The 15,393-nt window shown below is 47.4% G+C and carries 9 protein-coding genes; 4 read left to right on the top strand and 5 right to left on the bottom strand.

Annotated elements, in window-relative coordinates; all coding sequences use genetic code 11:
* Window positions 1-7: 7 nt before the first annotated feature.
* The 3 genes from LQ567_RS18565 to LQ567_RS18555 all read right to left on the bottom strand — a co-directional run bounded on the left by LQ567_RS18565 (window position 8) and on the right by LQ567_RS18555 (window position 4,471).
* Complete coding sequence (locus LQ567_RS18565) at window positions 8-1,750, bottom strand: cellulase family glycosylhydrolase (protein ID WP_231007001.1); 1,743 nt, start codon at window positions 1,748-1,750, stop codon at window positions 8-10.
* Between the two features lie 182 nt (window positions 1,751-1,932).
* On the bottom strand, window positions 1,933-3,075 hold the full coding sequence (locus LQ567_RS18560) for an alginate lyase family protein (protein ID WP_231007000.1): 1,143 nt from the start codon (window positions 3,073-3,075) through the stop codon (window positions 1,933-1,935).
* Between the two features lie 127 nt (window positions 3,076-3,202).
* Window positions 3,203-4,471 carry an alginate lyase family protein gene (locus LQ567_RS18555; protein WP_231006999.1) on the bottom strand — a complete coding sequence of 423 codons (1,269 nt, stop codon included), beginning with the start codon at window positions 4,469-4,471 and terminating at the stop codon, window positions 3,203-3,205.
* A gap of 508 nt (window positions 4,472-4,979) precedes the next feature.
* Here LQ567_RS18555 and LQ567_RS18550 point away from each other — a divergent pair.
* From LQ567_RS18550 to LQ567_RS18535, 4 genes are all read left to right on the top strand, one after another.
* Window positions 4,980-6,401: a DUF5125 domain-containing protein gene (locus tag LQ567_RS18550; protein WP_231006998.1), complete on the top strand. Its 1,422-nt coding sequence runs from the start codon at window positions 4,980-4,982 to the stop codon at window positions 6,399-6,401.
* A gap of 22 nt (window positions 6,402-6,423) precedes the next feature.
* Window positions 6,424-9,648 carry a SusC/RagA family TonB-linked outer membrane protein gene (locus tag LQ567_RS18545; protein WP_231006997.1) on the top strand — a complete coding sequence of 1,075 codons (3,225 nt, stop codon included), beginning with the start codon at window positions 6,424-6,426 and terminating at the stop codon, window positions 9,646-9,648.
* Window positions 9,649-9,710: 62 nt separating this feature from the next.
* On the top strand, window positions 9,711-11,774 hold the full coding sequence (locus LQ567_RS18540) for a RagB/SusD family nutrient uptake outer membrane protein (protein WP_231006996.1): 2,064 nt from the start codon (window positions 9,711-9,713) through the stop codon (window positions 11,772-11,774).
* Window positions 11,775-11,924: 150 nt separating this feature from the next.
* On the top strand, window positions 11,925-13,574 hold the full coding sequence (locus LQ567_RS18535) for a DUF6377 domain-containing protein (protein WP_231006995.1): 1,650 nt from the start codon (window positions 11,925-11,927) through the stop codon (window positions 13,572-13,574).
* Between the two features lie 207 nt (window positions 13,575-13,781).
* Here LQ567_RS18535 and LQ567_RS18530 read toward each other — a convergent pair whose 3' ends face one another.
* Both LQ567_RS18530 and LQ567_RS18525 read right to left on the bottom strand, forming a co-directional pair.
* The gene (locus LQ567_RS18530; RefSeq protein WP_231006994.1) at window positions 13,782-14,507 is read right to left on the bottom strand and encodes a DUF4097 family beta strand repeat-containing protein; all 726 of its coding nucleotides are present in this window, start codon (window positions 14,505-14,507) and stop codon (window positions 13,782-13,784) included.
* 67 nt (window positions 14,508-14,574) lie between these two features.
* A complete protein-coding gene (locus tag LQ567_RS18525; protein ID WP_231006993.1) occupies window positions 14,575-15,390 on the bottom strand; it encodes a DUF4097 family beta strand repeat-containing protein in 816 nt (271 codons plus the stop codon).
* Between the last annotated feature and the right edge of the window lie 3 nt (window positions 15,391-15,393).

Here is a 15,393-nt window from a genome sequence, read left to right as displayed (position 1 = left end):
TGTTCGCCTATTTTTCTTTTTTTAGCGTCATATCAACAAACTCAAAGCCTCCTTTTTCAACAACCAGCTTTAACCGGTGCATGCCTTTGTTTAACTTCAGCGGCTGACTTGCTGTAACGACCCAGTCACCCTTCGAAGCCGGCGGAACCGTTATCTTTGTTACCGGCTGATCATCGTTTAATACCGTAATGACTCCTTCTTTTTCAGACCGGGTCCTAAAACGGATCCGGTAGTAGCCGCCGCTTTTTACTGTAATTGTATACTGGAGCCATTCTCCATCTTCAATATGATACACATAGGTTTCATTACCGCTGCTTTTAATGTCTACCCCATCATTCCTATAGGTCCATCCTCTGTTGCCGGCCGTATTTACACCGGGCGTGTAATGATAACTGGCCGAATCGCTGTCGTAATACGCCACTCGTTGCGCGCCCATATCGTAGTCTGTTGCTTTAATGGTTAAACCGTCGGCAATCGTTAGCGGTTTAAAAGGAATAGCCGTATTGTTCGCCACCTGCCGGAACAGGGCATCGGCCACATCGGCATGGAAGATGTTGTGCTCCAGTTTTATATTTTCCAGCCACTCGTTTAAAATCCCCCAGGCTTCAGCAGCAGCCAGTGTTGGCCCTTTGCCCGACCAGTCGGCAAGCAATGCTTTGTAGCCCCCGGGCTGCTTTACCTCATACGGATTATTGATCCCCATTTTTTTGTGCTGCCACCAGGCCCAGCCGATGCCGTTATCTTCGCATAGCTTTATCGCTTCGCGAAACCAGGTATTGGAATTTTCGCCGGACTCACCCAGCCATAGCGGAACATTGTATTTTTCGCGGAGATCCAGGAAGCGTTGGATGGCTGCGGTATTATTGAAATTTCCATACTTATGAAAACTCAATACCATATTGGAGTCCCACAAAGGAAACATGCCGTTATAGTTATTTCCAAAACCGTTTCCCTCAATAATAATGATATGGTGCTTATCTACACTGCGGATGGCAGCAGTGATCTCTTTAAGCAACGCCTTCAGCGGAATATTATGCTGCTCTGAGGTACCGCGTTTATCGTTTTCATCATCAAAGCCCCAATTGGGCTCATTGATGATGTCGTAGCCGCCGATCCAGGGCTCATCGGCGTAGCGTTGGGCGAGTTGCTTCCATAAAGCAACGGTCTTTTTCCGGTTGGCCGCACTTTGCCACAATGCGGGTTGGGCAGGATTTCGGTCTGCAATCGGCAGATCGTGCCCCTGGCCGCCTGGTGTGGCGTGAAGGTCAAGGATCAGGTACATTTTGTATTGCTTGCACCAGGCCAACAGGCTATCCGTTAGTGCAAAACCCTTTTCCAGCCAGGTATTTCCGCCGGCCACCGGTTCCTGCTCCACCGGCAGCGTATACAACGCATAATGCATGGGCAGGCGGATAGAATTAAACCCCAACGAGGCCAATGCAGCAATATCCTTTTTTGTAGTGTGGTTCTCCAGCCACCGATCATAAAAGACGGCCGCTTTTTCAGCACCAACGGAAGTGGTTATTTTTTCGCGGATCTTATATTGCTGTCCTAAAAAACCTAACTGGTACATGTATCCTTCCTGCAGCATCCAGCCCCCCAGCCCCATTCCCCTGAGCAGCACTTCTTTTCCCGATCCATCCACGATCTTTTTGCCATCCGTCCGTAAAAACGGTTGTCCAAATGCATGAAACGAACAGGACCAGCAAATCCCTAAAATGAGCGTAATACCACCTGCAATTATTTTCATTGTATGGCTATTGTTATTTAAAGGTAAAAATGGCTGGCCGGCCCGGGCCCGCAATGGCACTGCAGATCAACCAGCAATTTATGTTTATTTTACCGCACCCGATGTACTTTTTTCATGGCAGATACCGATGCTGTTTAATCGTTATCTTAATATGGCAGGGCTCCGCTTCGTTTCACCGCCGGTTATTTAATTTTATAATGTGTATACGTAGTAAAGCCCAGAAACGTATTATCATTGGGTACCCCCAGGGGCGCCTGCTGATCCCGGAGGGATTGCATATTAGAAGTTCCATAATGGTTCAGGGCCACTTCCACACCGGGAAACTGGGGACTGCTTACACTGCAAAAATTGCAACCGGTGCCCTGGTTATAGGCCTTACGCATAAAATCATATCCTGAAGAGATCCGGCCGGATAAAGCCGTATACAAGGAATTGTCGCCTTGCATGGCCGCTATTTCTGCGCCATACGTAAGACCGGTAAGCGAATACTGGTAATGCACACAATCGGAGCGGTCGCATAACTCAGGCATCGTGCCATCATTTTTAATAACCTGTGGCAGTACGGTATTCAGTATGTTTTTGCCGTCTTCATAAACAGTTGTATTGTTCAGGAAAACGCCGATGGCCATTTTAGCATAGCCCGCAGACACATTCCAGTTATTAGTGTAGTTAGGGATCTTATTGATATAACCCGTTACATTGTTGAGGTAACTGCTGAATTTATCGATGTCGGCCTGCGACCAGTTGGCCGAAACGCCCCGGGGCTTATAGTACCGGATAATTTCCGCCGCGGCTACAAAACTGGGAGTTGTCCAGGAAGTTTCCAGGGCCGGCTGGTTAGGATTGTCCGTATTGTCGATAATATCGTACTTCTGAAAACCGGAGGCCCATCCGTTCAGAATACCAATGGCTTTATTCGCGTCCGCTATATCTGCGGTTTTCGCAAAACGCAAGGCATAGGCGTACACCAGTTCGGCATCAGAGCGGATCTGGCTTTTTGAGGGGCTGGTATGCCCGTTGGAACCTACATATACGATAGCAGGAAAAGAAGCCGGGTAGGTGTGGGAACTGATAAAATCCGTTACTTTTTTGTACGCCGCCGTCCGCACCGGATCACTGCGGTCTACCTGCGCGGCAATAAGATCCAGGGCCACGGTTGTGTTTAACACACCGGGATGCACAAAGGGTCCGTCCGCGGATGTGGATGAAGAAGGTGTGGGCTTTTTAATGGTTTGCTCCGGCACAAAGCCACTCCCGTCATCTGTTTTTCCGCACCCCCCAAAAAGGACCGGGAACATTAGTCCTATCCATATGTTATTTTTCATTTTCTGTTTGTTTTTGCCTTGTGCTTATTTTTCTTTGTTGCTGTTTCCATACGCTGTCGCCGGCGCTTACAAACCAGGCTATGTAAATGGAACGCAACTCCCCTGGTAAATAGCCGCCTTACCGGTGCTATTGGTTATCGTAGGCGCCATACAACAAACGGTTCCTGTCCGAAAAATCCTGCCGGGCATATTTGCCAATCAATGTACGGTACCTGGTTTGCGCAGGATCCATTGCCAGTATCCGAACCATATCCTCGCAAACGCTTTGCTGCTTGGCCTCCCATCCGCTAATCTGCTTATACGGCCAGCGCTCTACTCCCTTACCTAAAAAAGAGGCGAGGTAATCCACCGCTTTAAATATCGACCGACCGTCGGCGGATGTGGCATGCAGCAAATCGACACCCAGTTTTTGAGCAGTAGCACATACATCTAATATATGGCTCAGATTATATTCGGAATAGTGATAGGCTAGTGTGCGCCATAATTCATTGGGTTGTTTGCCATCGGGTTCAATCTGGGCGAAGATTCTTTTCCCCGGAAATGCATCGATCAGTTGCCGGCCCGCCGCCTCATCTCCCGAAAACAATAAATAAGTAATGAGCTGGGCATCATAAGCGGTGGCATGGTTATTTTTGGCAGCCTGCTCCTTTTGTCCCTGCTCGCTTGTTTGTAACCATTTCGCAAAATCGCCAAACCACTGTTTCAATCCCTGTGCCATCTGTGCGGTATACCCTTCCGATCCTTTTAACAGCGCCACGCTGCTGAGCATCCCCACAAAAGAGTAGCTGTCAATCAGACCTTCGGGGCGTCCTTTGGAACGGTCTCTTCCGGGAATGAATTGCGAATATTCCAGGTTGGGATTCATCCGTGTTGACGCATCGAGAAACCAGGTACGGAGCAGGCTGACCGCCTTTTGTGCATATTTTTCCGCGCCGCTGTAGAAATAGGCCAGCGACAAGGTGTGAACAGCAGCACACATATCGCCCAGCGTATTGCGGTCATAACGATTCAGTTCGGGGTTGGATTGCCCGTCTTTAAAAACATAGGGCAGCCCGTTGGAAGTATGCGGATCCGGCCACCAGTAGCGGCTCAAACTTACATAATCGTGCTTGCTGCCACTTGGCGCTACGCCTTTTTTTTGAGTTACCGAATAAGCGGGGGTATTGATGGCTTCGTCTGCCTGCGATAGCAGCAAGCGGTAGGCCTTTGCATAAGCGGATGTGTGCAACTGTTTTTTAATGGTATGCATTTTTTCCGCATCCCACAACCATTGCGCATGCAGTCCTGGTGTAATGACCAGGAAAATACACCAAAAAGCAATCATGTACTTCCCCGCTGTTTTCCTTATCCGGCGGGTGCGGGGCAATGGACGGTCTGTCAATTTTTCATTTATCATATCGCAAAGCATCGGTTTTTGAAAAGCAAATCTCTACATAGTGTTTCCGGGCTGTGGCTGGCAAATTTATTACCCGGAATTATGCTCAAAATTTCAGATTAGACTGAAAGTGAGATAATAATGCGGTCATAATTTTTCAAACCACTAATTATCAACACTTTAAAATTAACCCCAGTTAAAAAAAAGTAGTACCGGAGGACGGACGATTTGATATAACATCCCACTCGCCGTTTTCGTTCAAATGAACCGGCTGGTATTGAAACCGTTCTCCAATATCACTTGTGTCCACTTTTTTTCAAAGCAGATAGAAACATTAATTATTGATAATCAAATACTTAAAACCAAAATCCAGGTGCCCGGATCTTAATTTTTGAACCCGCAAGCCGTTTTCGCCCTTCCCGGGCCGGTAGTTTTGCCGGGTTCCACTTTTTCTTGCGCTATGGGTTGTCTGAATGCTTGCGAAGGAGAGTTTCAGCATCCTAAATATTTAACGATTTAAAATGTCATGATGAAAAGAGCCAGAATTTTCCTGCCGATGATTGGGGTATTCCTATTACTCTATTCCTGCAAAAAGAATGAAAGCAAAATCGATACGCCCGCAATCACATCGTATCAAACGGCCGAGGTGGCGTATATGGGCGACAGCATTCCGCTTGCGATAACTGCAAACGGCCAATTCCCGCTGAGCAGCATTAAGGTATCCTTTTACAGGGACAATGCAAAAATTTCGGAAACACTTATTCCCGTTAAGGAAGAAGGTACGTATGATACCAAACTGCTGGTACCCTTTGTGCAGGGTATTGAAGACGGCGCTGCTGAAATACAGCTGATGGTTAAAAACAAGAATTTTAACTATTCCATCGTCACAGTGCCGGTGCAGATCACCCGTCCAAAATTCCCTTACCTCACCTTAAAAACAGCGTATGGCGATTACCGGATGGAACCGGTTGCCGGGGAACCTTACAAATACGCCGTTACCCAGGCCTTTCCATCCACCAAATTAAATGCGTTGATTGAGGCACCTGCTTACGGCGATAACGGAAACCGTTTTTATTTTGGCGGTAAAACCATTGTTGCAAACGCCACCAGCCAGGATTCAATTCCTTTCCAGGTTGTTGGTGCACCGGGTACAACCTACACCGTATCCTTCGACACCCGCAGCTTTGAGGGGAAGCCCTTCCTGAAACCCTCATTTGGCAATGTTGAGTTTCCCGCATTTGAAGCCAATGCCGCGGTTATCGAACATGATTTCACCCAAAATCAATCCATTGTTATCGATGGCTTCACGGATATCGCCACCTGGTGGATCGATCCCAGTTTTCTTGATAAGAACAGTGATGGCTCGTATAAATTCCGGGCTGCCAGCGGTAAATACCGTGTAAAGGCCGATCAGAACCTGAAATATTTTAAAATAGAGCCCATGAACGGCAATGCCCTGGCGGATTTTAACACTGCAACCAAAACCGGTGGTGTGTACATCAACGGAGGCATTGGTGATCAGGGTGGTTCGGCTCCGGCTGAGCGGCTGGGCGTTCCGTCCATGACGAGCAATCCAACACTCTGGAATGCCGAAAAGAATATTGCAATGGCACCGCTGGGCAACGGCATTTACCAGATCAAACTGGTGGCCGGCAGCACCCTGTTCCTCAGCAACGTATCCGGAAGCACTGCCGGCATTTCCTTCTATCAGAACAGCCGTTCAATGAGCAATCCATTTAGCCTGGTATTAACGCAAACCCTTTACGGAAGCCCGGGTTCGCCCTCCTCGTCTGCAGGCTCTGCGCGCTTTGAATTAAAAGCAGCTACTGCCAGCAGCATCGGCCAGATCATTGCAACAGGCAGCAACCGGTCGCTTGGAAACGGAAGGACGTATGTCTTCACACTGGACACCAAAGTTTCCCCGGCATCTTTAGTCATCGATATAGAATAAAAATTACAGAAACCCAGCACTCATGAAATTAAGACTATTCAACAATCATACATACGGCCATCGCACCTCTTTTTCCGTAAAACTATTAGCGCTGCTTTTCCTTTGCGGCATGCCCTTTGGGCTGCTGGCACAAAATAGCGCCGTTACAGGGCTGGTTACCGATGCGGAAGGCAATCCCGTTGCCGGCGTAACCATATCGGTAAAAGACCAAACCACCACCACCAATACGGATGCCACCGGCCGGTACAGCATACATGCGGCACCGGGAAATATCTTACGCTTCAGCTATGTGGGCCATACTACGGAAGAACGTGTGGTGAAGCAGGATGAACCGGTGATCAATATACGGCTCACCGTAAGCACTCCGAATATGGATGAAGTAGTGGTGATCGGTTACGGGCAACAGAAAAAAGAAAGTGTGGTATCTTCCATCAGTACTGTAACAGCCAAAGAGCTGTCCGTTACAGGCCGGAGTTTATCCAATTCCCTGGCCGGTAAATTGCCCGGCATCATTGCCATACAACCTTCCGGCGAACCGGGATACGACAATTCCAATTTCTGGATCCGCGGGGTCAGTTCATTTGCAGGAGGTACCAATCCATTGATCATTATTGATGGGGTACCCCGCAGCGCCAGTGATATGAGCAATATACCGGTTGAGGATATTGAAACATTTTCGGTGCTTAAAGATGCCGCCGCAACCGCCGTTTATGGTGCGGAAGGCGCCAATGGTGTGGTATTGGTAACTACAAAACGGGGGCTGCCGTCAAAGACCGCCATCACAGCCGATCTGCAGCACGCCGTACGCACACCGATCCGTGTACCAAAATCGCTGGATTCGTACCGGACCCTGAGCCTGTACAATGAAGCCACCTGGAACGAGAAAGGCAACCCGCTTACCGGCTGGGTTCCCACTTACGATGATATTACACTGGAAAAATACCTTACCGGCGCTGATCCGGACCTGTATCCCAATACCAACTGGCTGGATCTTTTAAAACCACATACGAATGTTTCCCGCTATACCATCAATTTCAGGGGCGGCGGAGACCGGGTACGTTTTTTTACATCCGGCGCTTACTATACGGAAGACGGGTTGTATAACAGCAATACGGTAGAGAACTATAACGCCAATCTGAAATACGAGCGTTTTAACCTTCGTTCCAATATCGATATGGATCTGACCAAAACCACAAAAATGTCGGTGGATCTTGCCGGAATTTTTGTAAAACAAAATGCACCGATATCCACAGCAGATCAGCTCTGGAGCATTATTTCCCTGGCTCCCCGGTATCTTTTCCCGATGGTGTATTCAGACGGCACCTTTGCAGAGCACCCGGTATATTCGGCAGGTTCGGTAGGCACTGCAGAACGGGCCAACCCCTACAACCTGCTTAATAATATGGGGTACAGTAAGAACCAGGAGGTAACCTTACAATCTAAAGTGAACCTTACGCAAAAACTGGATGTAATTACACGGGGACTCTCCTGGCGCGGAGCGGTTGGCTTTGACAACTTATCGCAGGGAAGGGTAAACCGCACTAAGGAGGCGGTATCTTATTACGCCAATTCCAGGGATGTAAACGGCAACCTGATCTTTAACCAGATCCGTGGCGGGGCCGCCTTGTCGAACCCCACATCCGCCGGCAGCTCAGGCGAACGCAACACCTATATTGAAACGGCCTTTGACTACAAACGCGTGTTTGATAAACACGATGTAACAGGTCTTGTACTGTATAACCAAAAGGAAAAACAATACCAGAACCGGAGCAACGGGCTGGAGATGCTGCCGTATCGGAAGCAAAGCCTGGTAGCAAGGGGTACCTACGGCTTTGACGGGCGTTACCTGCTGGAAGCCAGTGCCGGCATGACGGGCAGCGAAAACTTTGCATCCGGCAACCGCTGGGGATTTTTTCCTGCCGTTGGCGCCGCGTGGTGGGTAAGTCATGAAAAATTCTGGGAGCCCCTGGCCAATGCCATCAATAAACTGAAATTCCGTCTTTCCTATGGTAAAACCGGTAATGATGTGCTGGCCAATGACCTCGGCCGCTTTCCTTACCGCGAAAAGCTGAATGAAGGCGATGCCGGATATAACTATAGCTGGACGGGAGGATCGGGAGCCGCCAATAACGGACAAGGATCTGGTAGCCCGGGAGCCGGCATCGTGGAAAGCGACTATGCCACCCCTCAGTTAAAATGGGAAGAAGAAGATAAATTCAATGCCGGTATCGACATCGGTTTATTCAATAACCATATCGACGCAACCATCGACTTCTTTTACAACGAACGTTATGATATATTGATGCGCCGCAATACACTTCCTACCGCAGCGGGATTGCGCGTGGCTCCGATGCAGAACTTCGGCCGCACCAATAACCGGGGCCTCGATCTTAATGTAACGGGAACACAAAAATTCAATGAGCTCACCCTTAGTGCACGCGTCAACTACACCTATACCAAAAATAAGGTGGTAGAGTATGACGAAATACCACAGTCATATGCATACCAGGCATATACCGGTCAAAGCATCGGCCAGCCCATCATGTATATCGCAGAAGGACTTTACACACCGGATGATTTTATCATTACAACCAATCCCAACGGGTCGCAAAGCTACCAGTTAAAATCCGGGTTACCGGATCCGAAACTGGCCGTGGCGCCGGGTGATATCCGTTACCGCGATCTGAACGGCGATGGCATCATCGACAACTATGATCAAACCTACGCTAACGGCTTCTTCTCAAGCAGCGTGCCGGGCATTGTGTATGGTTTTGGTCTCACCGCAGACTGGAAAGGGTTTAGTGCAGCCGTGTTCTTTCAGGGTGCGGGCCGGTTTTCTACGTACCTGCTGAATAAAGTGGAGAACTTCTACCCCTTCCTGCGTTCCATTACCGATGAAGCGCTGCGCGAAGAGGCAATGAACCGCTGGACCTACGCCGACCCTTACAACCAGGACGTACTATTTCCGAGATTGAGTACGGTAAACAGCGGAAATAATACCCGTTCAAGTACCTGGTGGTATCGCGACGCCTCTTATATACGCCTGAAGAATATAGAACTGGGCTATACATTAAAGCAGGATTTTGTAAAACGGCTGCAATTAAATGCTATCCGGCTTTATGTACAGGGCGAAAACCTGCACACCTGGGATAAGGTAAAATTCTGGGATCCGGAAATAACCGGCCGCTCAGGTTCCCGCTACCCGATCAGCTCTACCTGGACATTCGGATTGAACGTAACTTTTTAAATGGATTTACTACACAAACGGAGCCAAGCCTCTTATTCCCGTTTCATTATAAAACATACAAGATGAAAATATTCAATAAACTTCTCTTCGGTACACTGGTGGTAACCACCGTGCTCACTGCATCCTGCAAAAAATACCTGGATGTATCTTCAGAGCTGGCCGCCAACCTGACCATCGATGGTGTGTTCGAAAATGCCGGATACGCCAAACGTTGGCATGCCAATGCCTTTAATTGCATCATCGAATATTCAAAAAATGCCTCGAGCGCCGATGCTATGAGCAATCCCTGGTCTGCCATTTCGGGAGAGATGGTCTGCAACTTTGCACGGAGCACCATGGTATCCGGCTATACGGCAGGCAATGCAGCCTATCACCGCTGGGCCACCCAATACCAGTATATCCGGCAGGCCCTGATCTTTTTACAAAGAGCGCATGCCATTCCCGGTTCCGGCAGCAACGGACTTCCGCAAAGCGAGGTAGACCGTATGAAAGATGAGGCCCGGTTTCTGATTGCCTATTCCTATTTTACCCTGCTCGAACTATATGGTCCGGTACCGCTGGTTACGGAGATTGCCGATCCGGAGGACCAGAATCTTGATTTTGCACGGGCACCCATGGACGACGTGATCAATTACATAGACGGCTTACTGGCGGAGATTATAGCCGGCGGAAAGTTGCCTGCAACCATCCGGCAAATGAACGGTAGCACCATTACGTATAACACCGGAGAAATGGTACGCCCCACGCTGGTAGCGGCTTACGCCTTGCGCGCCAAATTATGGGTATATGCCTCTTCCAAACTATTTAACGGCGGTTTTTCCGAAAGTCTGGCCATTACCAACAATGATGGCACCCGTTTATTTCCCGATTACAACCCGGAAAAAATACAAACGGCGAAAAAAAACCTGGAAGCATTCCTCGATTATGCACATGGTCTGGGGCACAAGCTGCATGTGGAATATTATCCGAATAGCACAGAGATCAATCCCAACGAATCAGTATACCAGGTCTTCCAGAAATACAACGATGAAATTATCTGGGCAACGGCTTATAATGATTACAGCAATCCGAACAACCAGGAACGCCGCTCAAACCCGGTTGATCTTTATGCCAGTCCCACCAACTTTGCCAATATTGGTGTATCGCAGGAATCGGTGGATGCATTCTTCATGGACAACGGCATGACGATCTATGACCAGGGATCGGGATACCGGGAAAATGGCTTCACCACAGTTAACAATCCCACGCATGTCAACAATCATGCAGATCAGAACATATTTAATATGTATGCGAACCGGGAACCGCGCTTTTATGCTACCGTAGGGTATAACGGTAAAAGCTGGCACATTCATGCCAACGAAAATAATAACGCCAACGGTGTTTACTACCAGTGGTACGGACGTGGCAAACCATCGGGCATTGCGGGCGGTGAAAACTGGCCGAGAGCCGGATACATGTTATATAAATTCAAAAACAGGCGCATCGCGCAGGGGCTCACCTCCATTGCAGTACCCGGAGCACCGGGAAGCCCGTTTACCGTATATACTTCCTGGGCGCGGCCTTCCATCCTGTTCCGGTTGGCAGATTTCTACCTGTATTATGCCGAGGTATTGAATGAGATCAATCCGGGCGACCCGAAAATTATTGAATATATCGACAAGGTAAGGGCCCGTGCGGGAATACCGGGCTATGCAGAAATGAGCGCAAGTGGCACTAAAACCGGTATTATCGGCAACAAGGATGCCCAGTTTAAGGCCATTGTACAGGAACGGCACGTAGAGTTGTTGGGCGAAGGGCAACGCTGGTTCGATATGCGCAGATGGATGATCTGCGATCCGGTAACCACCAACCAACCGGATAAAGGTGGTGTAGATGGCGATATTACCCGTATGAGCGGCATGAACATGAACGGGTTTGATAACGTGGCCATCACTTACGGCAATGTAACCACAACAGTGAAACCCCTGGTAGATCCCGACTCCTTCTTCAAACGCACAAAGCTGGAAGACCGGCGTTGGGTAAAAGAATATTACTGGTACCCTGTTCCACAAAATGAAATCAACAAAAGCAAAGGACATTTGCTGGTACAGAACCCTTTGTGGCCCGTGGTGATCAGCGCACAATAACCGCATCGTTTTCCGTACCCATTCCCGGCACCGGACAATCACGGCTGCCGGGATTTTTATTTTAGGATCTACCGCATTGAAATCAAAATATTGTTACCCAAGTCCCGATTTTCATATATTTGGTAGACTGTGCATCAGTTCACAAATACTATGAGAGAGGTTTTACTGATTTTTGGGTTGCTCATACTAAAACAGATTGCGGTTTCTGCCCAGAATGTAGATTCGCTGTTGAGGGTTTTAGATGATAAAATAAAAAACGCGCATGTTTATGAGAGCCTGAAAGAGCAAAAGATACAGGAACTCAAAACAGAGCGAAGAGAATTGAAGAATCATCGCTCCGAGCTGTATGCGATCAACAGGTCGTTGTACAACGCATATAATAATTATCAATCAGATTCCGCGATACATTATCTCAACCAAAACATGGATATAGCGGACAGCCTGAAGGATATCAGCAAAACAAATGAAGTCCGCATTGCTTCGGCAACGCTTTTTGTGCGTCTGGGTATGTATTTTGAAGCCCGGGAACAACTGGAAAAGGTAACAGAAGCAACCTTAAGTTTACAGCAACAGCTGGATTTTAACCTGGCATACCGGCAGCTCTACCTGGGATTGGGTTCCTATAGCCAGAATGACCGGGAACGGCATGCATACTGGGAGAAAGCCCGGGATTTCGATATCCGCGTAATGGAGATGACGCCCGACGTTTCTGAAGAGCACCTGCGAAGTATAGAAAAATCATTGCGGGTAAAAGACGATTTCCCGGCGGCCTTAAGGGCCAATGACCAGCGGTTAACATTAACAACACCCTTTACCATACCCTACGCCCTGGTAACCTTTCACCGTTCATTGATCTACCGGAAAATGGGAGATGTAAAGAACGAAAAAAAATACCTGACCTTATCCGCTATCTCCGATGTACAGCTGGCCATAAAAGACAACGCCTCCATTTCCATCCTGGCAGCCCTGCTGATGCGGGAAGGAGATATCAACCGGGCCTATCAGTATATCCGCTTTTGTCTTGATAATATAAAAGATTACAATACCCGTATCCGGAGTTCGGAAATCCTCAATATCCAAAACATCATCGACAAAGAATATCAAAGCCGGAACAAAAAGAAAAGCCAGGAACTGCAGGCCGTACTTATTGTTGTATGTGTCCTGTCTGTTTTGCTTGCCATTTCGATTGTTTACGTGTATAAACAATTGAAAAAAGGCCAGGCCTTCAGCCGCAAACTAAAAGAAATAAACCAGGAACTGCAATCGCTGAATGCAAAGCTCCACGACATGAATGACGAGCTTAAAAAGCGGAATCTTGAGGTGGCAGAAGCGGATCATATTAAAGAAGAATATATCGCCTATTTCCTGGATGAATGCGCTAAATACATCATTAAGTTAGACAACTACCGCATCATGGTGAACAAAAAGCTGCAGGGCCGGCAATATGAGAACCTTTATAATATTACCCGAGACAACTCCCTGAAAGCAGAAGAGTCCAAAGAGTTGTTCCTGAATTTCGATACCATGTTTGTGAATGTGTTCCCCGATTTTTTAACCCAGTTTAACGCGTTGCTGGCAGACGAAGAACAAATCGTTCTAAAAAAAGGAGAAGTGCTCAATACCGAATTGCGGATCTATGCGTTGGTACGGCTCGGGATCGGAGACAGTTCTAAAATTGCCCGCTTCCTGGGCTATTCGGTTAATACCATTTACAACTACCGTACAAAAATGAAAAACAAAGCAAAAGGCGCCCGGGAGTCCTTCGAAGAAAACGTAAAAAAGATCGGCGCGTTTATTTAACCTGGCAGCATTTTTAACAGAACCAGTGAGGCGATGCCCTTCCTTACTGTGGTCATGCCGAATTGATTTTAGCATCTAACGGAATCTGACTACCGGCAGCCCCCGGAACAAGCCGGGGGATTGTATCTTCAGGGTAACGCGCTAAAAAGACCCGGGGATTGAATCCTCAGCAGGAAATTCTTCATCATAACGAAAGCATCATTGCGGTTACTTTGTGTTACGTAAATAGATATTTCCAAATTTGGAGGTTAATTCGTATATCGGTCCGTTGCCGGGATTAGCAGTAATGGACGTGTAGAAGCTGCGTTCTTCCTTTTCTACCGGCTTCAGGTTAAAATCGGAGTATATCTTTCCAAACTGGTTTGTCAGTTTAATTTTTCCAACATGCGATTCCTTTAGCCGGGCATCAATTTTTCCAAACTCCGTTTGCACCGTCAACGGGCCGGCATACTCCTGTACCTCCACCAAACCGAACTTAGATCTGACATTTATATGATCCTTTAAAGGCAGGATTACTTCAATTTGAATGTCCAGGTTGTTTGTAGTATACGAAGAAAATTTTTCATTCGGATGTGCTTCCTTATAGTTTTCAAAATCCGTCTTGGTTTCAAAATGCTTTTTTACACCACCAACCTCAACATAATATTGCTGGTCAATATGTTTGAAATCAATGGTGTCGCTAATGACCAGCTTCCCTCCGCTGATCTGATACAGCAACTCAAACCGGTCGTTCTGTTTATTGTCATTGATATTAACCGTCGCCTTTACGTAGATTTCATCCTTGTTCCAGCTGCTGACTTTCACCTTCGGAAAATCGAACTGTAATAATACCGGCTGATCCTTAGAAGTTTTATAGGTTTTTTCAATGACCCGTTGCGCAAACAAAACCCCTGTAATGCCCGTTAACAGCAGGCAAAGCAATACCCTTTTCATAGTATTATGAATTTAAAAGCGAATAATTGATAAAAATGTGAATCGCCCGTGATGCTATTTACAGGCTTTAGTTTTTTCGGAGGTAAATCTTACCATAGCTGGTTTTCAAAATCAGATCAATTCCGCCGCCATTGAGGGTTCCGATGAGATCTGAAGATCTGCTCCAATCCTTTAAGCCGGCAAGATCTTCTCCGTCGTTGCTTTTTTGCTCCTTCGGCGTCTCCCTTTTTATATCCAAACCATCGGCCGCATAGATGTTTCCATTTTTCGAGGAAAGATTCACATTGGCTTTCAGGGTAGGCGGAATGCTCACATCTACAAATTTATACACGGACACCAGGGATACCGGACCTTTTACGATAGAAGCAAATTTTGCGATCAGCTCCCCGTAAATTGTTTTTGCATTCACAGGGCCTGTAACGTTTTCCAGGGAAATGGCATTGTACATAACGCTGATCTCCAATTCGCCTTTGAAATCCTTTATGTTTACAGATTTACCGGCGTTCATAACATCGGTTGTTGCCACCTTCACAGACATGGTATTTGGCACTTTAATGGTGATAAGCTCCCGGTCTGTTTTGCCAACATGGTCTACCTCAATCACGCCTGCGTTTTCCTGAACGCTCAGATTCAAACCGGTATTGTCCGTTAAACCGGAACCCGAAACCAATTTAAGCCCGGCGGCTCTTTCATCCTTGTCTTCCCGCTTCCGTTCCGGCGCAGAAAAAACAACTTCATTTCCGTCGTATCCTTCAATATTTACACCGGAGATATTCACTTTCAATGTACCTGTTTTTTTAGATAATTTGAATTGCCGCTCCTGGGCATGGGTCAAAGAAACGAATGCTATCGCCAAAATAATGGTTACTACTATTTTTTTCATTCT

The sequence above is a fragment of the Niabella pedocola genome (assembly GCF_021044425.1).
In the GTDB taxonomy this organism is placed as follows: domain Bacteria; phylum Bacteroidota; class Bacteroidia; order Chitinophagales; family Chitinophagaceae; genus Niabella; species Niabella pedocola.
This window is presented reverse-complemented; position numbering and strand designations above follow the sequence as displayed.